The following is a 19,831-nucleotide window of genomic DNA, read 5'->3' as shown; positions in this document are numbered from 1 at the left end:
GAGAGAAGCGGCCATGCGAAGTCCGCTGGTTCCCGCGCGCTTTGGGTTGCTCTCCGTCCTCTCGGTCGCCGCGTGCGCCCCGCCCACCGGCTCGTCCCCGCCGAGGGCCGCCCCGCCCACCCAGGCCGCCCCGGCCGGGGTCGCCGCGGCGGTGAAGCAGGCCGCCTCGCCGGAGAAGACGCGCATCGCCGGACCGGAGGCGAGCCGCATCACGTATGCCCACCTCGGCCGGCAACCCCCGCTCGGGGCGCGGCTGCCCAGGGCGATCCAGTACGCGCCCGGCGGCAAGCTGATCACCTACCTCCAGCGGCAGGCGGACGGGCCGGAGCAGGCGCTCTTTGCCTTCGACACCACATCGCGCGAGATTCGGCAGCTCGTCGCATCGGGCGATCTGCTGAAGGACGCGAAGCCGCTGTCCCGCGAGGAGGAGCTCCGCCGCGAGCGACAGCGCATGTTCTCCAAGGGGATCACGGCCTATTCGTGGGCGAAGCGGGCGGAGGTCGCCCTCATCCCCTTCGGCGGCGACCTCTTCTTGCGTGACTTGCGCGATTTGCGCGACCCGAAAGGGGCGATCGCGCGGCTCACCGACACGCCCGAGCCGGAGATCGATCCGAAGGTGTGCGACGGCGGCGAGCGCGTTGTGTTCGTCCGCGGGCGCGAGCTCGTCATGATCGACGTCGCCTCGCGGCGCGAGACGGCGCTGACCCGGGGGGCGCCTGAGGGGGTCTCGCGCGGCCTGAGCGACTTCAACGGTCAGGAGGAGTTCGATGAGCCGAGCGGCTTCTGGATCTCCCCCGGCTGCGATCGGGTGGCTTACCTGGAGGTCGACGAGCGAGAGGTCGAGAAGGTGCCGGTCCTCGGCTTCCGCGACGGCAAGGAAGATCTCATGATGGCGCGTTACCCGCGCGTCGGCGGCAAGAACCCCCGCGTCCGGGCGGGCATCCTCGATCTCGCCACCAGGAAGACGACATGGCTCACGTGGAAGGGCGGCGGTGGCGAAGACGAGCGCTACCTCGGCCGGTTCGCCTGGGCGGAAGACGGCAAGGCGCTCTGGTTCCAGACCCTCTCGCGCGACCAGAAGCGCCTCTCGCTCCTCCGCGCGAGGCCGCGTTCGGGCGAGGCCGCCGAGGTCGTCGTCGAGACCTCGCCGACGTGGGTGGACTTCGCCGATATGCGGCTCCTCGAGCGCTCGCCGAGGTTCGTCTGGTCGACCGCCGAGGGCGGCCATCGCCACCTCGCGCTGCGGGACGCCGACTCGGGCGCCGAGCTCGCGAGGCTCACCCAGGGCGACTGGGACGTCACCTCGCTCCTCCCGCCGGACGAGGAGCGCGGCCTCGCGCGCTTCGTGGCGACCAAGGACGGCCCGACCGAGCGCCACCTCTACACCGTGCCGCTCGCGGGCGGCGAGGTGAAGCGGCTCACGTCCGACCCGGGGATGCACCAGATCACCGTGGATCCGAGGGGGCCGGGGTACGTCGAGCTCCACGCAGCCCTGGATCGCCCGTGGAAAGGGGCGGTGAGGGGCGCGGACAACGCCGAGATCGGCGCGCTGCCGGCGCCCGTGGACCGCGAGCTCGCGGAGCTCGAGCTGCGCGCCCCCCAGATCGTCGAGGTGCGCGCCGCGAGCGGCGACACGCTCTACGGCGCGCTGCTCGCGCCGCGGAGGATCGAGCCCGGCCGCCGCTATCCGGTCGTTGTGAGCGTGTATGGAGGGCCCGGCGTCCAGACGGTCTTCAACTCGTGGTCGCCATGGCTGCTCTGGAATCACCTCGCGGATCGCGGGGTGGTGGTCTTTCAGCTCGACAACCGCGGCTCGGCGAACCGCGGGCGCGCGTTCGAGTCCGCCATCTACGGGCGCCTCGGCGAGGTCGAGCTCGCCGATCAGATCGCGGGCCTCGATTTCCTGAAGACGCTTCCTTACGTCGACGCGGGCCGCGTCGGGATCTACGGCCACAGCTACGGCGGCAGGATGGCGCTGGACGCGCTCCTCATGGCGCCGGACCGCTTCCACGTGGGCGTCGCGGGATCACCGGTGACCGACGATCGGCTCTACGACACGGGCTATACGGAGCGGTACATGGGCCTCCTCGACAAGGAGGCCGCGCGGTACGAGGCGACCGATCTCACGAAGCGCGCGGGCAACCTGCGCGGCAAGCTGCTCCTCATGCACGGGCTCATGGATGAGAACGTGCACTTTGCGCACACGGCGAAGATGATCGAGGCGCTGATGGCCGCGGACAAGCGGTTCGACACCCTCGTGTTCCCGGGCGAGCGGCACGGCTACCGGTCGCCGGCCGCGAGCCATTACGCGAACCGCGCCATCGTCGAGTACCTGACAGAGCACCTCTGATCGCCCGCGCGCCGCGCCCGGCCGGCGCTCTGCCCGCCTCGCAGGCGCGGCGCGCGGCGGCCTGCGAATCGCATACGCCCCGGTCGGAGGCATCCATGAAGAAGCTTGCACAGATGAACAGGGACAAGGCCATCGACCTGCTCAGCGAGCGGCTGACCTTCGAGCGCGCAGGCGTCAAGCTGTACGACTCGGTCGTGGAGAAGATCGGGCGCGCGGCCGATCCCCTCCTGATGACCCGGCTTGGCCAGCTCAAGGAGCACCGGGACCAGGAGAAGGAGCACGAGGAGTGGCTCGAGGCGCAGATCCGCGCGCTGGGCGGGGACGCGCACGCCGAGACGGACATGTCGCGGCTCATCACGGTCGAGTCGCGGGGCATCGAGCAGATCGTGCTCGACGGGGACATGAACCCGACCCACCTCTTCCACGCGCTGCTCACCGCGGAGCTCGTCGACAACGCCGGCTGGCAGCTGCTGCTCGAGCTCGCCGACGAGGCCGACGACAACGAGGCGAGGCAGGCGTTCCGGCGCCGCCTGCACGAGGAGGAAGATCACCTGATCTTCACGCGCAAGGTCGTCGAGCGGCTCACGCGCAAGGAGCTGCTCGGGTTGACGGGCGAGCCGTTCACGATGGCGCACCCGGCGTGATCCAGCGCCGGACGGCGCGTGTCCTTCAAGGGAATGCGGGAAAAAGACAAACCGCAAGGACGCAAGGGGCGCAAGGGATGAGAGATGAGAGAGTTCCTGCCTTTCCCTTGCGCCCCTCGCGCCCTTGCGGTTTGTCTTCTCTTCTGTCGATTTCCCTGAGACCTCTCATGGGATCGGTGTTCTAGGCTCGCTTCGCGGCGGCGGGCTTGGCGGTGGCCTTGGCGCTCCTGCCGGCCTTGGCGGGCTTCGCGGCGGCCTTGGCGGGCTTCGCGGCGGCCTTGGCGGGCTTCGCAGCGGCCTTGGCCTTCGCAGCGGCCTTGGCGGGCTTCGCAGCGGCGGCCCTGGCCGGCTTTGCGGCAGGCGCGGCGGCCGGCTTCCTGGACCAGATCGCCTCGATGTAGGAGGTCGCGTCGGGCGTCTTGCAGCTCGTCTCGCCGTGGTCGATCTCGACCTTGCCGATGCGCCGCGCCGCCGTGAGCGCCTTGCCGCGCAGCGGCTCGTTCCGCCCGCCGATGCTGATGAGCGCGCTGTTCATCCCCTCGCGGGCGCGGTTCTTTGCCCGGTGGATCGACGCCTCGATCACCGAGAGCCGCTCCTCGAACACGCTGTCGGGCAGCGACGGGTCCTCGGTCGCGAGCAGGCCGAGGAGCGTCCAGCCCGCGCGGCCGAGCCACTCGTCGTTCGACGCGGTCCAGCGCGCCATCGCGTCCCGGGCGAACGGCGTCTTGAGCGCGACGCGCTTCATGAGCAGGTCGATGAGCACCGGAGAGCGCAGGCCGTGGAGCCACGCCTCGAGCTTGTCCCAGGTGAAGCGCCCCGGATCGGCGATCGACACCGCCAGCGTCCTCGCGTCGGCGTTGCCCGTCGCCCAGAGCGCCTCGGCGAGCTCGTGGTCGCGCTTGATCCGCTTCTCCAGCGCGTTCATGTGGGCGAAGCTCACGCCGAAGAGCGGATCGGTCATCCCGTGGCGCCGGTAGACCTTGCGGTTCTGCTCGGTGCCGAGCCGCTCCAGCTCGCTCATCACCTTGGTGACATCCATGGGCCACACCTAGCCCTTCTGGCCATCGTGCGCCATTGCTCGCCCGCCGCGCCCCTCGGCGGCGCCGCGGTCTCGGTCCGCTCCGCGAGCGGCCGCTCACCCCGTCGGCGGCAGCCGCCCCCCGTGGCGCCTCGGGTGGGCGCTCCCTGTCGGTCCGTTGCCCTCACCGGTGCCCAGCAGCGCCCGGCGCACCAGGGCGCTCCGCTCCTCGGCCACCCGGACTTTCTCCTCGAAATGGGCCATCATCTGCGGCTGGTTCCGCTCCGCCGCGCGCGCCGCCATCCTGCGCGCCAGCGCCGCGCTGTCCTCGATCGTGCGGAGCGCGATCCACAGCGCCGCATCGAGCGCCGAAGCCTGCTCGTCCTCCAGACCCTCCGGAGAGTAGCGATGGCCGACCTTGCACCTGAAATGGAGCATCGCGCCGTCGTCGCTCCGGATCAGGTTGCCGCCGCACCCCGGACAAGTGAAGTCGCTCTCGATCGCATCCACCTTCGCTCTCTCCGTCCCCGCTCGCGCCTCTGCGGGGGAGCGGCTGGCCTTCTGGTGCACCAGATCCGTGAGCAGCGGCGATAACCGCGCCAGCGGGACACAGTGGTCCACCGGGACGTTGTCGAGCGCGTTCTGCGGCATCTCCGAGAACAGGGCGTCCTGCGGATCCTGAACGACAGCGATACCGCCGTAGCGCTTCACGTCGAGCAGACCGGCCGTGCCGCAGTCGCGCATGCCGGAGAGGACCACCCCGATGACGCGGACGCCGTACACCTCTGCCGCGGTCCGGAACAAAGGGTCCACGGCCGGCCTGTGCCCGTTCTCGCGCGCGCTGTGCACCACGCGCACCACGCCATCGCCGAGCAGGAGGTGGTTGTCCACCGGCGCGACGTAGACCCGCCCTCGCTCGATCGGCTCGCCGTCGACCGCCACCCCCACCTGCAGGCGGGTCGACCGCCCGAGGATCGTGGCGAGCATGCTCCGCGCCGTCGGCGGAAGGTGGAGGACCACGAACAGAGACGCTGGCAGATCGGCAGGCAGCCCCCCGAGGAGCACGATCAGCGCCTCCACGCCTCCAGCCGACGCCCCGATCGTGATGATGTCCGGTTCCGGCACAGTGCGCCTCGCTGGGGAGAAGGGGGAGAAGGGGGAGAAGCGAAGCAGACGAGGAGCAGACGAGAAGAGGAGCGATGCCGCCCCGCTCGCAGGCGCCGCCTACGAAGGCCGGCGCGCCACCCGCGCCACGGTGGAGAGGAGCACGCCCATGCTCGCCGGCTTCTGGATCACGGCCGCCGCCTTGAGCTGCTCGGCCGCTGTCCGGAGATCATCGGGTGTCCGCGCCGAGAAGAGCACGATGGGCGGCCGATCCGACACGCCCTGCAGCCGCTGGATCAGCTCCTCTGTCGTCGCGCCGGACACGGTCAGATCGAGCAACGCGGCGTCGTAGCGCCGCTCCGTCATCGCGGCGATCGCCTGGTCGGCGGTCTCGGCCGACTCGACAGCATAATCGGCCATCCCCAGCAGCTCCCGGAGCATGTTGCTCGAATCCAGGTCGTCTTCCACCACCAAGATGGTCCCCTTCATGGGCCTGGTCCCTCCCCGCAGCGCCGCCCGACCGGCCGCGTGCGAGCGCAGGAGAGCGGGGTCGATTCAGCGCATCAGTCGTGTGCTTGTCGGTCCTCGATCAGGGGCAGCCTGACTGTGAAGGTCGCCCCCTTGCCTTCCGTGCTGCGCACAAAGATCTGGCCGCCGTGCGCCCTGACGATCTCCCTGCAAATGAAGAGCCCGAGGCCCATGCCGCCGGAGGAGTGGCCGGCTCTCTCCACCTGGTAAAAGCTCGAGAACAGGTGCGGCAGGTTGGCCGAGGGGATCCCCGGGCCGTAGTCCTCCACGTCGAGCTCGGCGCCCCCGCCGGCGCGCCGCAATCGCACCTCGATCTGGGGGGTGGCGCTCGCGTGCTTGAAGGCGTTGATGATCAGGTTCATGAGGACCTGCTCCAGCCGCGCGGCATCGCCCTTCACCACGAGCGGCTCCGCCGTGCCTGGGGGCAGCACGACGTGGATCTTTGGCGTTGTCGCGAGCGACTGGGCGCCCTCGGCGGCGCTCGCGACCAGCGGGACGAGGTCCACGTCCTCGAGCTGGAGCTCGAACTTCCCGGTCTGGATGCGGCTCGCGCTCACGAGATCGTCGACCAGCCGCGCGAGGCGCTCGCTCTGGGTGCGGGCGAGCGAGGCGAACCGGTGAAGGCGTGGGTCGCCGTCCGTGGGGAGCAGGCTGAGCAGCATGTCGAGGTAGCCGTGGAGGGGCACGAGCGGCGTGCGGAGCTCGTGGCTCGCGATCGCGATGAAGCGATCCTGCAGCTTGCGGAGGCTCCGGTCCGTGATGTCGCGGATGACGATCACGCCGCGCTCCGCCGTCTCTGCGGGGCGCGGGCTGGCGGTGTCGATGGGCTGGCCGGTGGCCTCGAAGTGCCGGCTCGTGCCGCCCGGGCCGGGGATGGAGAACTCGATCTGGAACTTCTCGCCTCGCGCGGCCCGCTGCTCCGGCGCGTCGTGGGCGGGCAGCAGCCGGCCCTTGTCGTCCATCGCGACCGGCCGGCCCTCACCGAACATCGTGAAATACGCGTCGTTCGTGAGCACCGGACGCCCGGCGCCGTCGACCACGAGGAGCGCGTCGCCCATGCTGTGCAGGATCGCGGAGAGCCGCGCCCGCTCGTTCTCGATCGGCGCGGAGAGCTCCTGGATCTCGCGGCTCCTCGCCTCGAGATCGGCGTTCGTCGTGTTCAGCTCCTCGATCGTCGCCTGGAGCTCCTCGTTGACGGTCTCCAGCTCCTCGTTGGTCGCCTGGAACTCCTCGTTCAGCGTCTCGACCTCCTCCATGGCGGCCTGCGCCTCCTCGGTGGAGACCATCAGCTCCTCGTTGAGGGCGCGGAGCTGCTCGTGCGCCGACGTGAGCTCCTCGTTGGCCCGGAGCAGCTGCCGGTTCTGCTCCGATAGCCGCCGGATCATCAGCCTGTCCTCCTCGCCAGCGCGCTCCGCCTGCGAGCGCGCGGCGGTGTGCGCGTCGACCTCGGAGCGCACGCGATCGAGCTCGGCCACCGTCCGATCGAGCTCCGCCTGGAGCTGCCCCGCCTGGGCGATCGCGTCGTCGCTCGCCTCCCGGCGCTGCACGGCCGCGGTGATGTCCTCGATCACCAGCAGCGCGACGCCGAGCTTGCTCGGGTCGAGCTCGATCTGGGGCGCGAGGCAGGAGAGCTGGATGGTGGTCTGCTCGCCTTGCGGCGTCGGGTCGAGGGCGATCTCGATCGGATCCCGCGCCTCGCCCCGGAAGGCGGCGTCGATGGCGTCGAGCAGCGGCCGGTGGGGGATGACCTGCGCCAGGTGCACGAAGTCCTGCCCGAGCGCCGTGCCGTGGATGCCGAGCAGGCGCCGCGCCGCGAAGTTGATCTCCAGGATGTCGTAGCGGCTGTCGATGACCACGAGGCCCTGGCGGAAGCCAGAGAGCAGCAGGTCGATGGACAGGCGGGCGCGCGGCTGCTCCCTGAGGGGCCGCATGGTCATGGGGAGGCTCTTGCCGCGGGGAGCGCGCCTGGGCAGCACGGGGGGGATGGAGGGCGCGGGGGGGATGAGGATGCGCTCGCCGCGGCGCACGTAGATCTTGTAGTGGATGTCGTGGGGGACGAAGTACTCGCTGAGCGGGCTCGTCGTCTCGGCCTTGCCGAGCACGAGGTAGCCGCCTTCTCGCAGGGAGAAGGCGAAGAGGTGCAGCGTGCGGCGCTGGAGATCGCTCGTGAAGTAGATGAGCACGTTGCGGCACACCACCAGATCCAGGTGCGGGAAGGGCGCGCGCTGGCCGAGGTCGTGCTCGCCGAAGACGGTGAGGCTGCGGATGCGCTTCTTGACCTGGTACTGGCCGTCGACGGCGACGAAGTAGCGATCGAGCAGGCCGTGGGGCAGGTCCTCGACGGCGCTCGCCGCGTAGATCCCGCGGCGGGCGAACGCGATCGCCTCGCTGTCGACGTCGGTCGAGAAGATGCGGATGTTGAAGGCGTCGAGCTCGTCCCCGAGCAGCTCGCTGACCAGGATGGCGAGCGAGTACGCCTCCTCGCCGGTGGCGCACCCGGCCGACCAGATCCGCAGCGCCTTGTTGTCGCTGCGGGCGTGCGCGATGAGCCCGGGCAGGATCACGTCCCGGAGCTGCGCGAAGAGATCGGGGTCGCGCATGAACTCGGTGACCTTGATCAGGAAGCTGTTGATGAGCCGCTGGAGCTCGTCGGGGTGCTCGGCGAGGTGCTGCCGGTAGGCCTCGATGGACTCCGTGTTCGTGGCCGCCATCCTGCGCCGGAGCCGGCGCAGGATGGTCGCCTGCTTGTACTTCCTGAAATCGATCCCGCTCCGCTCGCGCACGAGATCGAGGAGCTCCTGGAGCCGCTTCTCGTCGTCCGCAGGGGGCTCGACATACGTGCCCGTGAGCAGCTCGTTGAGGATGGGCCCTATCCGATCGAGATCGGCCACGATGTCGACGGTGCTCGGGGCCAGCGACTCGGGCATGCCCGGGAAGCTCGCCGTCTGGGGGTTCTCGATGATGACGGTGCCGCCGCTCTTCTTGACGTGGAGGGCGCCGGCGCTGCCGTCGGAGCCGTTGCCGGTCAGGATGACGGCGACGAGGCCCTCGCCGAAGACCTCCGCCGCGGTGCGAAAGAGCATGTCGACCGACGGCTTGGGTCGATCGGTGTTGTCGGGCCGGAGCCGGAGCTCGTGGTCGCTGATCTCCACATCGCGCCCCGAGGGCACGACATAAACGACGCCGTCCTCGAGCGGGGAGACCGTGGCGACGCTGCGGACGGGCAGCGCGCTGCGGCGGGCCAGCACGTCGACGAGGTGGCTGGGCCGTCGGGGGTCGAGGTGCTGGGCGATCACGATCGGCGCCGGGAACGGCGCCCTGAACGTGGAGACGAGCGTGCTGAGGGCCTGGATCCCACCCGCCGAGCAGCCGATCACCACGAGCTGAGGTTTGACGCGGGGGTCTGCCATGAATCTGTAATGAGCTCTTATATACGAGAACCTCAGGACGGATGAGGTGCGATGGGGCGGTTATGTTCAAAATAGGGTCAAAAAACACGGGCGCTCCTGAGCCTGGTGCGGCGCTTGGTCAGGCGCGTGACCGGCGGGCGCGGCGGCGTCGCGCCTCCGGAGGGGGTTCGAAGAAGGACGAAAATTCGCTGACAGCCGCGAGAGGATGGAGTGAAGAGCTCGTGATTCGCTAGAAGAGCTCGCGGCTCGCGGGCCGCCCTTGTGCGCCATTGCGCGCTCGTCCCGAATTTTATCATGCAGAGTTCTTCCGGGGTGCGCCTGTCGGCGCGGCGCGGGGGCGGAAGGCGCAGAGCGCGCCGGGAGCGGCGGGCCGTCGGTGCTCCTGGCATCGTCACGGAGCTCCGTCGCGGCCGGTGTGGGGCCGTGGTACGGGGGGCCCTCCGCGACACGTTCGACCGCGAGGGCGACGAGCGGTACTCTCCCTGGAGGAGCGACGCATGGCCTTTCAGAGCGACACCTCGTTCGTCCCGATCCCGCCGCCCGGCGAGGACGAGCTGCCGTACGATGACGGGGAGCCGATGGAGTCCGAACGGCATCGCAAGCAGATGGACCTCCTCATCGAGGCGCTGGATCTGCTGTGGAAGGAGCGCGACGACGTGTACGTCGGCGGCAACATGGCCGTCTACTTCAGCGAGCTCCAGGCAAAGAAGAACGACTTTCGCGGGCCGGACGTGTTCGTGGTGCTCGACACGGTGAGGCGCGAGCGCAAGTCCTGGGTCGTTTGGCAGGAGGACGGAAGGACGCCCGACGTGGTGATCGAGCTGCTCTCCGAGAGCACCGAGAAGGTCGATCGCACCGACAAGATGCGGATCTACGCGAAGCTCCTGCGCGTGCCCGAGTACTACCTGTTCGATCCGTTTACCGGCGTCCTCGAGGCCTACGTGCTCGATCTCGCCACGATGGCGTACGCGCCCGTCGCGCCCGGTGCGGGCGGCGACGTGGCGAGCCCGCGGTTGCACCTCCGGCTCGGCGTCCGCCGCGGCACGTACCACGGCCTCGAGGCCGACTGGCTCCGCTGGCTCGACCCAGAAGGGCGCGTGGTGCCCACGGGCGAGGAGCAGGCGCGGGCCGCCGAAGAGCAGGCACGCGCGGCGCAGCACGAGGCGACGCTCCTCGCAGCGCGGCTGGCCGAGTACGAGCAGCGGTTCGGCAAGCTGCCCGGCGGCGGCTAGCTCTGGTCGGAGGCTGTCGGGAGCCTCTTGGGAGAGGTGAAACTGAATTCCCCCTCCCGGAGCGCCTCGGGCAGTGCCGACGCCACGGCGGACCTGCACGCCTCCATCGCGGCGTGCAGCGCCTCGGGCGACGCCCCCGGCGGGTCGAGCGGCGGGTGCACCACGACCCGCACGACGCCGGGCGCGGCGGCATAACGCCCCTTCGGCTGGAGCGCGCCCGCGCCGTCGAGGGTCACCGGCAGGATGCGCGCGCCCGCGGCCGAGGCGGTCCGGAACGCACCCAGCCGGAAGGGCAGGAGCCGGCCCGTCGCGCTCCGCGTGCCCTCGGGGAAGAACACCGTCGACCACCGCTGCATCACGTTGCGCCGCGCCTCGCCGAGATCCGCGAGCGCCCCGCGGGCGCGCCGCCGGTCGACTGGGGTGTGGCCGTACAGGCGCATGCCCCAGCCCAGCACCGGCACGTGGAACAGCGCGCGCTTCGCCAGGAAGCGCATCGGTGTGCGCCCCTGCAGCACCACCAGGAGCGCGAGGATGTCGAGCGCGCTCTGGTGGTTCGCCGTGATCACGTAGCGCTCGCCCGGCCGCACGTGCAGGACGCCCTCGGCCTCGACCCTCACGCCGACCAGCCAGAGCGCCCCGCGCGCCCACACGACCGAGAGCCGATCGTGCATCCGCTGCCGGGGATCGAAGGGGAAGCAGAGCAGCCCGACCGGGAGCAGCACGACCAGAAACAGCATCGCCCAGATGTGGGCGAGCGCTGTGCGCACGATGTCGACTGGGCCGGCCGGCGCCGCGGCAGCGCTCGCGCCGCGCGCGTCACGCTCATCACGCGCGTCGGGCTGAACGAGGGATCGCACCGGCCGCGATGGTACCATCCCGGGCGCCGCGCCAGGGCTCCTCCAGGGCGACCCCCAGGACCTCGGGCGCAGCGCGCAGTCCACGAGCGCTCGGAGGCTCGCGATGGCCGGCCGCGTCGATATCTACTTCGATTACATCTCGGGTTACGCGTACTTCGCCTGGCTGCGGATCCAGGAGATCTGCGACCGCCGCGGCGTCGCGCTCGACATCCACCCGGTGCTCTTCGCCGGCCTGCTCGAGCACTGGAGCCAGCTCGGGCCCGCCGAGATCCCGCCGAAGCGGGAGTGGGCCTACAAGGACGCCTTCCGCCACGCCCGGCTCCACGGCATCGAGCTCTCCTGTCCCAAGGTCCACCCCTTCAACCCGCTGCTGGCCCCGCCCCAGGGGAGCCGACCGGCGCAAGGTGCGCGGCACCGGCGACGGCTGAGCGCCGGCCGCGCTGCGCCCTGGCCACGCGCAGCGCCCCCCCGGCAGCGCGCGCAGCGCCCCCGCTGATCCGCCGCGACGCGCACGGCCCGCGCGGCGCTGCACGCTCCCTCATCGCCCAGCGCGTCGAGCGCCTCGGCGTGGCGCTCGAGCGCCGTCACCAGCAGCATCCGGTGGCCCGACGCGCGGATGAGCATCGAGCGTCTCCCGGCCTTACGGCGCCGGCGGCGCTCTGCTCGGCCTCGGCGCACAGGCCAGACGCCAGCGAGCTGGCGTCATGCCCTGCTCTTGCCGCGATCGTGTCAGTGACGACAAGCCCCTACGCTACGGCACCTTTCCGGACCCCCAAGTGGCGGCCCGAATACCCGTGTCGAGAGTGGGGACGGAATGTATTGATACCCACATTTTCGGAATGAACCACTGGGGTGTGCTGGACTTCGACGGCCCCGGCGGCGGCGTGCTGAGCACGTCCACCACCGCTGGCTTCGTCGCGAAGTTCGATCACGGCGGCAGCCACATCTGGAGCAAGAGCTTCGATGAAGTGCACGTCGTCTCCGTGGCCGCGGATGGCGAAGACAACGTTTACATCGCCGGCTACACCAGCCAGGACGTCGACTTCGGAGGAGGAACGCTCTCCGTCGGCGACGGCACCGCGCTCTTCGTCGTGAAGCTCGACAGCGACGGCGATCACGTCTGGAGCAAGGTCTACGGCGGGGTCGATGTCTTCGACAGTGCCGGCGTCAACAGCATCGCGGTCGACTCCGCAGGCGACGTTTACATCGCCGGCTATTATTCGTACTACCTCACGATTGGCCTTGACACCAGCTGGGCGGACACGCTGGACGCCTTCCTGGTGAAGCTCGACGGCGCTGACGGCAGCCCGGTCTTCGGCAAGTTCTTCGGGGTGCCCTACGGGACCATGGCGGCGTCCTTCGGCGTCGCCGTGGATCCCGACGACAGCGTCGTCGTCTCGGGCACGTACTCCGGTACCGTGAATTTCGGCGGCAGCTCGTTCACCGCGAACAGCGGGGGACCTTGGATCATCGACTTCAACAAGGGAGACGCGTTCCTGGCGAAGTTCGAGAGCGACGGCGATCACCTGTGGAGCAACAGCTTCGGCGACGACGACTACGCGGGCGCCAATGAGGTCGCGATCGACGGCGCCGGGAATATCGTCGTGATCGGCGATTTCGGCGGCAGCGTCGACTTCGGCAGCAACACGGCCACGCTCACCGACCCGTGGAGCAGCGATATGAACGTGTTCCTGGCGCAATTCAGCGCCGCCGGCGTCGACCAGTGGAGCGACGGCTACGGAGGCACGGGTTGGGACGAGGGCCGCGGGGTCGCGGTGGACAGCGCCGGGAACGTGAGCGTCGTGGTGGCTTCCTCCGGAGCCGTCAACTTCGGTGGCTCAACGCTGACCAGCGCAGGAAACATGGATATCTTCGTCGCGCACTTCGATGACGCCGGCGCCCATGACTGGAGCAACAACTACGGCGATTCGAGCTACCAGGTCGCGGACGCCATCGCGCTGGACAGCTCCGGGAACGCGACGATCGCAGGATCGTTGATCGGTAGCGCCAATTTCGGCGGCTCGACGCTGACGAGCGCCGTGGGGGGATATAGCGACGTCGTGCTCGTCCAGTTCGAACCCTGACGCCCTCGCGGGGCGGGCGGCCTGCAGTTGACCGTCGCGACGGCGGCGGCGTTCCACATCCGCGAGGCATGAGTCTACGCGGTTTGAATGTGTGACGCTCCGCCGCCTCACCCGCTCCCCGCGTTGCTCCCTTCCCGGGCGCCCGCGCGGCGCCGCCGTCCTCCGCCGTCACTTGGCGACCGGCGGGGCCTCCGGCCCGTCGAAGCGCGGGACGAAGCCCTCCACCGAGGCCAGCGTCTCCAGCAGCGTGACGTGGCGGAGGCGCGGGATCGCGACGATCGTCGGCCCGCCGAGCTCCTCCTCCGGGACCGCGATCGTCGCCGCCGCCGCGAGCTCCGCCACCGTCACGCCCACGACCTGCGTCGTGCCGACGTTGCTCGGGCCCGCGCTCCGGACCTCGCGCGGCAGATCGGCCCAGTACGCCCGCGGGGGGCCCTGGAACGCCGCCTCGGCCGGGACGCGCGGCCAGAACGTCGGATCCGTCAGGCCGAGCTCCGCGACGAGCGCCGCGCGCTCGGCGCGGACGCCGCTCGCCGCCCTCGCGTCACCGAGCGCGTCGAGCGCCTCGGCGTACCGCTCGAGCGCCGTCACCAGCAGCGTCCGGTTGCCCGACGCGCGGATGAGATCGAGCGTCTCCCGGCCGTACGCGGCGAGCAAGCCAGCCTGGCCAGCGTCGCTGGCGTCGTTGGCGAGCAGCGCCCGCGCGTGAATCCGGCCGACCCGGCCGAGGCTCACGGCGTACGCGTCGCCCGTCCCCGCCGAGCCGATCTCGATCGCCCGCTCGTAGGCGGCGAGCGCCTCCGGGAGCAGGCCCTGCACGAAGTACACGTCGCCCAGGTAACCCTCCGCCCAGCCGCGCCCCATGCCGATGCCCAGCACGCCGCTCAGGTTGACCGCGTTCGCGATCAGCACGCGGGCCCGCCCGAGCTGGCCCATGTGGAACTGGTGCCGGCCCGCGTACATCGTTCCCATGTACAGGTAGAGACCGCTCAGGCCGTGCTCCTCGGCGTACGAGAGCAGCTGCGCGGTCGACCGGACCCCGAGATCCCAGTCGAACCGGCCCTCCGCGAGCACCGCGTGGTAGAACCACGTGCCGAGCAGCCGCACCGGGTCCCGCAGGCGCTCGGCGAGGCGCGCGGCGTCCGCGGCGTTCTGCTCGGCCTCGGCGTAGAAGCCGGCCTGGCTCAGCGCGACGCAGAGGATGCCGCGCGAGTGGCAGAGCTCGACGTACTCGCCCGCCGCCTCCGCGAGCTCGCAGCCGCGGCGGAGCGGCTCGGTCGCCGGGCCCACCTTGCCGGCCGCGCACAGCGCGCGCCCGAGGATGTTCGCCGGCAGGCACTGGTACGGGCGCAGCTCCGGGCTCGCGCCGATCGCCTCGAGCGCCTTGCGGCTGTGGGCCACCGCGTCGGCGAACTCGCCCCGCACGTAGTGCACGCGCGACAGCGCGCTGGAGAGGGCCGCCGTGACGAGCGGCGTCTCCGGCAGCGCCCCCTGCGCGCGGCGGAGCAGATCGAGCGGCTCCGCCGTGCTGCCGAGCAGGCACGCCACGCGCGCGAGCTCGTGCGCGCAGCGCGCCCTGAGCTCGATCCGCGCCGGGTCGAGCGGCAGCCGCTCGAGCAGCGCGAGCGCCTGCTTCAGCCGCCGGCTGGCGCCGTGCGGATCCTGGAGCCGATCGGCCTCGCCCGCCGCGAGCAGGTACGTCGACGCGGCGCGGTCGAGGTCGCCGGCGCGCTCGACGTGGTGCGCGAGCGTCCCCGGATCGCCGCCGCGCAGCTCGATGCGCCGCGCGATGCGCCCGTGGTAGTCGGGGCGCTCCTTAGGCGGGACGCGGGCGGCGAGCTGCTCGCGCGCCGCGTCGTGCGAGAACGACGTGAGGCCCCCGTCCTCGCTGAGGCAGACGTAGTGCGCCGCGGCGTCGCGCAGGGCGCTGTCGACCTCCGCCGGGTCGAAGAGCCCGAGCTCGACCAGATCGTCGCGCAGGAACTGGCGGCCGATGAGCGCGGCGACGCCGAGGACCTGGACCGTCGTGGGATCGAGCGCGTCGATGCTGCGCGAGAGGACGTCCGAGACCGACGCGGGCGCGAGGTAGGTCGCATCGGCGCGGGAGATCTCGAGCGCGCCGCTCCGGCTGCGCTGCAGGAAGCCCTCGGTCTCCATGTTGCGGACGACCTGGATGTTGAAGAGCGGGTTGCCCGCGGCGAGCAGCGGGACGCGGCGCACGAGCTCCTGGACGAGGTCGTCCCCCGCGCCGCGGCCGAGCGAGGAGAGGAGCGCCCGGTTCGCCTCGGGCCGGAGCGGGCCGAGGTCGAGGCGCTCGACGTCCTTCCACGCGAGCCACCCCGCCGAGCGCGGCGTCATCGGCGACGAGCCCGGGCCGCGCAGCGTGGACGAGCCGGGCGGAGGCAGCGACGAGCCGGGCGGAGGCAGCGACGAGCCACGAGCGAAGGGCGGCCGCGCCGTGCCGAGCAGCAGCACCGGCATCTCGCCGAGCTGATCCGAGAGGCGCAGCAGCACCTCCTGCGTCGCCTCGTCGGCCCAGTGCACGTCCTCGATCGCGAGGACGACCGGGATCTCCTCGGAGATCGCGCCGAGCAGCCGCAGGATCAGATCGGCGATCCAGCGCGTGCCGCCCGGGCCGATGGCGCCGCCCTCGTCGGCGAGCCCGACCGCGCGCGTCAGCTCCGGCACGAGCCCCTGGAGCAGGGCGGCGTCGTCGGCGATCACGAGGCTCACCAGCCGGCGGATGCGCGCCGCCCGGCTGTCGCCGTGCCGCTCCAGCCAGAGCGCGATCTGCGTCAGCGCCTCGCGGATCGCGGAGTACGGCACGAGCCCGGAGAGCTCCCTGCAGCGGCCGTACGCGACGATGGCCGTGCCCGTCTGCTCGGCGCTCCGGAGCAGCTCGGCGACGAGGCGGCTCTTGCCGACGCCCGTGTCGCCGACCACCACGGCCGGCCGCGGCTCGCCGCGCACCGCGCCCTGGAGGAGCTCCGTGAGCCGCCCGAGGTCCTGCTCGCGGCCGACGAACGGGGCGTCGTCGAAGGCCTCCGGCGCCGCGGCGTCGCGCTCGGGCGCCTCCGCCTCGGCCCCGGCCGGGGGCTGCGAGGTGCCGTGGAGCGTGACGTAATAGAGCTCCTTGAGCCGCGCGCAGAGCCGGGCCGCGCTGGAGAAGCGCCGCGCCGGGTCGCGCTCCAGGAGCTCCTCGACCAGCGCGACGACGGGCGCCGGCGTCTCGGGCGCCGCGTGGGCGAGCGGCACGAGCGTGCCGTAGACCTTCTGGTTGATGACGCTGTTGACGGTGCCGTCCGAGAATGGAAGCCGGCCGGCGAGCAGCTCGTAAAGCATGACCCCGACCGCGTAGAGGTCCATCCGGGGGCTCGGGCGCCCGAGCGCGCCGCGCTTCAGGCACTCGGGCGCCAGGTACGCGATGGTGCCCGCGTTGACGCGCGCGTGCTCGGGCTGAAAGCTCACGGTGAGCGTCGCCAGGCCGAAATCGAGGATCTTGAGCCGGGGCTCGTACGGATCGGTGAGGACGATGTTGCTCGGCTTGAGGTCGAGGTGGAGCACGTTGAGCGCGTGGCAGTGCGCGAGCGCCTCGGCCACGCGGCGCGCGATGCGCAGGGCCTCGATCGTGTCGAGCGAGCCCATCCGTGCGAGGTACCGGTCGAGCGTCTCGCCCTGCACGAGCTCCATGGCGAGGTAGAGGCCCACGCCGTCCAGGACGCCGTACGAGGAGAGCTTGACGAGCGAGGGGTGGCGCAGGCGGAGCAGCGCCTCGATCTCGTTCTGCTGGGCGAAGAGCTGCCCGGCGTTCTGGGCGCTCACGTCCTTGAAGATCTTGATGGCGGCGTCGTTCCCGGCCCCGTCACGGCCGCGGAACACGGCGCCAAAGCCGCCCTCGCCGAGGCGATCCTCGATCGTGTACTCGCCGATCCTGGCGCCGCGCTCGATCAAAGGATCGCCGACCATCGCTCCTGCCCTTCCGAGTACCCCGTCATCGTTCGCCGACGCACCATGATACTCCGGACGAGCGCCGCGATAGCGCGCAATGGCCCGGCCGCCTCCCGGAGGCACGCCGCCTCAACGGCTTGCCGCATCGCGGCTGTCTGGCCAAGAAACCTGCCTGCAACGTTGGGCGGCGAATCGGGCGCTGATCTTGACCCTCGCGCCCCGCGCGCGGCGACCGGAAAGGTGAGCTCGCACCCAGATCTGCGCCGCGAGCCCGGGATTCGGCGCCTGAAATGACGACGGCGGCAGCCCCCAGGAGGGGACCGCCGCCGCGTCCGCGCTCAGGCCGCGCCGGGGATCAGGTCCCGCCGCTGGCCGAACCGCTCGCCGAGCCGCTGACGCTCGCGCTCGCCTTGATGTTGATGTCGATCGAGGCCGACGCGCTGGCCGACGCATCGACCGCGGCCGCGACGCAGGCGACCGCCTTGCCGCCGGCCTTGAGCGCCACGTCCTTCACCTCGACGCCGGCCTTGCCGACGCCGGACACCGCCGCCGCCAGCTTCTTGCCGGAGCCGAGCTGCACCTTGGCGATCGCCGGGAGCGACGTCCGGAGCGCGGCGACGAGCTTCTGCGCGTCGGCGTTCACCTTGCCGTTCGCCACGATGCGGACGTTCGGCGCGTCGCACTTCGCCTCGCCGGCGGTCTTCGCCGTGCACTGGATCTGGCAGCTCGGGTCGACGCTCGGGGGCTTGAACTCGCCGGAGCACTTCGGCTCCTTGATCTCGGCGCTGCAGCCGCCGGAGCAGGAGCCGGAGCACTTCGCCGCGGCCTTGACCTCGCAGGAGCCGGAGCAGCTGCCCTCGCAGGTGCCCGAGCAGGACCCCTCGGCCTTGGCGTCGCACTTGCCCTCGCAGGAGCCGGCGCACGCCGCGCCCTTCGAGTCCTTGCCGTCGCACTTGCCGTCGCACTTGCCGCCGCAGGTGCCCTTGAAGCCGGCCTCGCACTTGCCCGAGCAGCTCGCGTTGCAGGTGCCGGTGCACGCCGCGCCGGCCTCGACGCTGCACTTGCCCTTGCACTCGGCGTCGCACTTGCCGCTGATCTCGCCGCCCTCACAGCTCGCCTCGAGCTTGCCGGGCTGCACCGGCGACCCGCAGTCGCCGAGGCACTTCTGCATGGCCGTGATGTCGGCGTAGCACTTCGGGGGATCGATCTGGACGGTGATCTTCGCCTCGGCGTTCGCCTTCACGGCGGCGTTCACCTTGGCCGAGACCGCGCCGCAGACCTTCTCGGCGCCCTTGCCGCCGCTCGGGTCGGCCTTGAGCTCCGCCTCGCTCATGCCGAGGTCCTTGCCGAGCTTGCCGCACGAGGCGATCAGGTCCGCCTCCATGGTGGCGGTGAGCTTGTCGAGCGACGCAGCCGCATCGAGGAAGCCCTTGATCTTGCCCTCGACCTCGGCGCCGCCGTCGAACTTCAGGTTCGCGATGCCGCCGTTCTTCAGCTCGTCGCAGCCGCCCGCGGCCGACGCCAGGTCACCGGCCGGGCCGGGCAGGCTGTCCGCGCCGGGGAACCCCTTGCCGCCGCAGTTCACGAGGAGAGGCGAGGCCAGGCCGAGAAGGGCCACGGGCATCGCGAACAACTTCCATCGATTGACGCTCATCTCAGAATCCCTCCGGCACCTCGATCGGTACCCCATGGAGCGCGGACCCTACACCAGCAGCCGCGACCTTGAAAGCTGGGACAGCCGCGATCCTGCGCGACGGTCACTCGCAATGCCGAGCAGCCCCCGCACTGCGGGCTCCAGCGACGGACGGCCCTAATTGCCCCAAGTCAGGATGGCTGTAAAGAATCAAGCTGAGCTCATCGCGCGGGGATGGCGGTCTGCATCGCAGGTGGCGCGAGAGGCTTCACATATATATATCGCGAGGGGGTTCACATATATATATCGCGCGAGGGGTTAGACATGGCGCGCACGGCAGTTCGCCCGTGGCGTCTCACGCGCGGCGCGCGCCCCGCCGCGCGCCGTCCCTTGCCCGCTGCGCCCTCTCGGGCGCCGCTCACTCCTCGTCCTCGTCGAAGGGGAGGTTCAGCTGGGCGAGCGGGCGCGCGCCGACCGCGGGACCGCCCTTCTTCTTGAAGAGCAGCTGCTCGCGCGCGATGTCGGCCTCGATGAGGTCCTGGTTGTCGTACGCGAACGCGAGCGCGTCGAGCACGCGCGCGGGCCCGAGGTTGGGGTAGCGCTTGAGCAGCGTCTCCACCGACGCGCCGCCGCGGTGCCACGCCCAGAGCCGCCGGACCGGGACGCGCGACCCGAGGACGTGGGGGCTTCCGGCGAGCACCTGGCTATCGCATCGCACGTGGGGGTGGGGGACGCGGATTCGCGGGAGCACCGGCGCGGCCATCGCGCGGAGGAGCCTAGTACCGGTCGCGATCGGATGGAAGGGCGCCGCGAGCCGGCGGGCACGCTCGTCGCGGGTGCCGGGCTGCGTGGGCGCCGGGCTGCGTGGGCGCGCTCCGCCCGCACGCCCGCGCGCGGTCGTCGCCGCGTCGCGGCCGCGTCGCGTGATCGCCGGCATCGTTCCGCGGCCCGCGCGTGCGATCCGGACTACCCTACGCCGCGGAGGCGCGCGAGCATCGTGCCCGTCGTCGTCACCGACCGGAG

Annotated in this window: 12 protein-coding genes and 1 pseudogene; 5 read left to right on the top strand and 8 right to left on the bottom strand. The window is 71.2% G+C overall.

Annotated elements, in window-relative coordinates:
* Positions 1-13: 13 nt before the first annotated feature.
* Together WME79_RS24575 and WME79_RS24570 are read left to right on the top strand one after the other, a co-directional pair.
* Entirely contained in the window at positions 14-2,350 is a 2,337-nt protein-coding gene (locus tag WME79_RS24575; RefSeq protein WP_437539547.1) for an alpha/beta fold hydrolase, read from the top strand.
* Between the two features lie 95 nt (positions 2,351-2,445).
* Positions 2,446-2,994, top strand: coding sequence for a DUF892 family protein (locus WME79_RS24570; protein WP_437539545.1), 549 nt, complete (start codon positions 2,446-2,448; stop codon positions 2,992-2,994).
* 391 nt (positions 2,995-3,385) lie between these two features.
* Here the strand turns inward: WME79_RS24570 and WME79_RS24565 are convergent.
* The 4 genes and pseudogenes from WME79_RS24565 to WME79_RS24550 all read right to left on the bottom strand — a co-directional run.
* A pseudogene (locus WME79_RS24565) lies at positions 3,386-4,033 on the bottom strand (DNA alkylation repair protein); the annotation flags it as partial.
* Positions 4,034-4,129: 96 nt separating this feature from the next.
* Positions 4,130-5,137 carry a chemotaxis protein CheB gene (locus WME79_RS24560; RefSeq protein ID WP_437539543.1) on the bottom strand — a complete coding sequence of 336 codons (1,008 nt, stop codon included), beginning with the start codon at positions 5,135-5,137 and terminating at the stop codon, positions 4,130-4,132.
* A 99-nt stretch (positions 5,138-5,236) separates the two neighbouring features.
* On the bottom strand, positions 5,237-5,605 hold the full coding sequence (locus WME79_RS24555; protein WP_437539541.1) for a response regulator transcription factor: 369 nt from the start codon (positions 5,603-5,605) through the stop codon (positions 5,237-5,239).
* 74 nt (positions 5,606-5,679) lie between these two features.
* Positions 5,680-9,054, bottom strand: a complete 3,375-nt coding sequence (locus tag WME79_RS24550) for a CheR family methyltransferase (RefSeq protein ID WP_437539539.1) — start codon at positions 9,052-9,054, stop codon at positions 5,680-5,682.
* Positions 9,055-9,551: 497 nt separating this feature from the next.
* On the opposite strand from WME79_RS24550, the gene WME79_RS24545 reads away from it, so the two are divergent.
* Positions 9,552-10,286, top strand: coding sequence for a Uma2 family endonuclease (locus tag WME79_RS24545; RefSeq protein ID WP_437539537.1), 735 nt, complete (start codon positions 9,552-9,554; stop codon positions 10,284-10,286).
* On the opposite strand, the gene WME79_RS24540 is transcribed toward WME79_RS24545, so the two are convergent.
* Positions 10,283-11,143, bottom strand: a complete 861-nt coding sequence (locus WME79_RS24540) for a lysophospholipid acyltransferase family protein (protein WP_437539535.1) — start codon at positions 11,141-11,143, stop codon at positions 10,283-10,285. The two genes, WME79_RS24545 and WME79_RS24540, sit on opposite strands and share 4 nt — an antisense overlap.
* 103 nt (positions 11,144-11,246) lie before the next feature.
* On the opposite strand from WME79_RS24540, the gene WME79_RS24535 reads away from it, so the two are divergent.
* Entirely contained in the window at positions 11,247-11,639 is a 393-nt protein-coding gene (locus WME79_RS24535; RefSeq protein ID WP_437539533.1) for a DsbA family protein, read from the top strand.
* Between the two features lie 343 nt (positions 11,640-11,982).
* A complete protein-coding gene (locus WME79_RS24530) occupies positions 11,983-13,227 on the top strand; it encodes a hypothetical protein (RefSeq protein WP_437539531.1) in 1,245 nt (414 codons plus the stop codon).
* A 168-nt stretch (positions 13,228-13,395) separates the two neighbouring features.
* On the opposite strand, the gene WME79_RS24525 is transcribed toward WME79_RS24530, so the two are convergent.
* From WME79_RS24525 to WME79_RS24515, 3 genes are all read right to left on the bottom strand, one after another.
* Entirely contained in the window at positions 13,396-17,193 is a 3,798-nt protein-coding gene (locus WME79_RS24525; RefSeq protein WP_437539529.1) for a serine/threonine-protein kinase, read from the bottom strand.
* A gap of 337 nt (positions 17,194-17,530) precedes the next feature.
* Complete coding sequence (locus WME79_RS24520; RefSeq protein ID WP_437539527.1) at positions 17,531-18,829, bottom strand: hypothetical protein; 1,299 nt, start codon at positions 18,827-18,829, stop codon at positions 17,531-17,533.
* Between the two features lie 397 nt (positions 18,830-19,226).
* A complete protein-coding gene (locus WME79_RS24515) occupies positions 19,227-19,508 on the bottom strand; it encodes a DUF433 domain-containing protein (protein ID WP_437539525.1) in 282 nt (93 codons plus the stop codon).
* Positions 19,509-19,831 lie beyond the last annotated feature (323 nt).

Origin of the sequence: Sorangium sp. So ce726 (assembly GCF_051521405.1) — a bacterium.
In the GTDB taxonomy this organism is placed as follows: domain Bacteria; phylum Myxococcota_A; class Polyangia; order Polyangiales; family Polyangiaceae; genus Sorangium.
The sequence above is the reverse complement of the archived record's forward strand: the minus strand, read 5'-3'. Positions and strand labels throughout refer to the sequence as shown.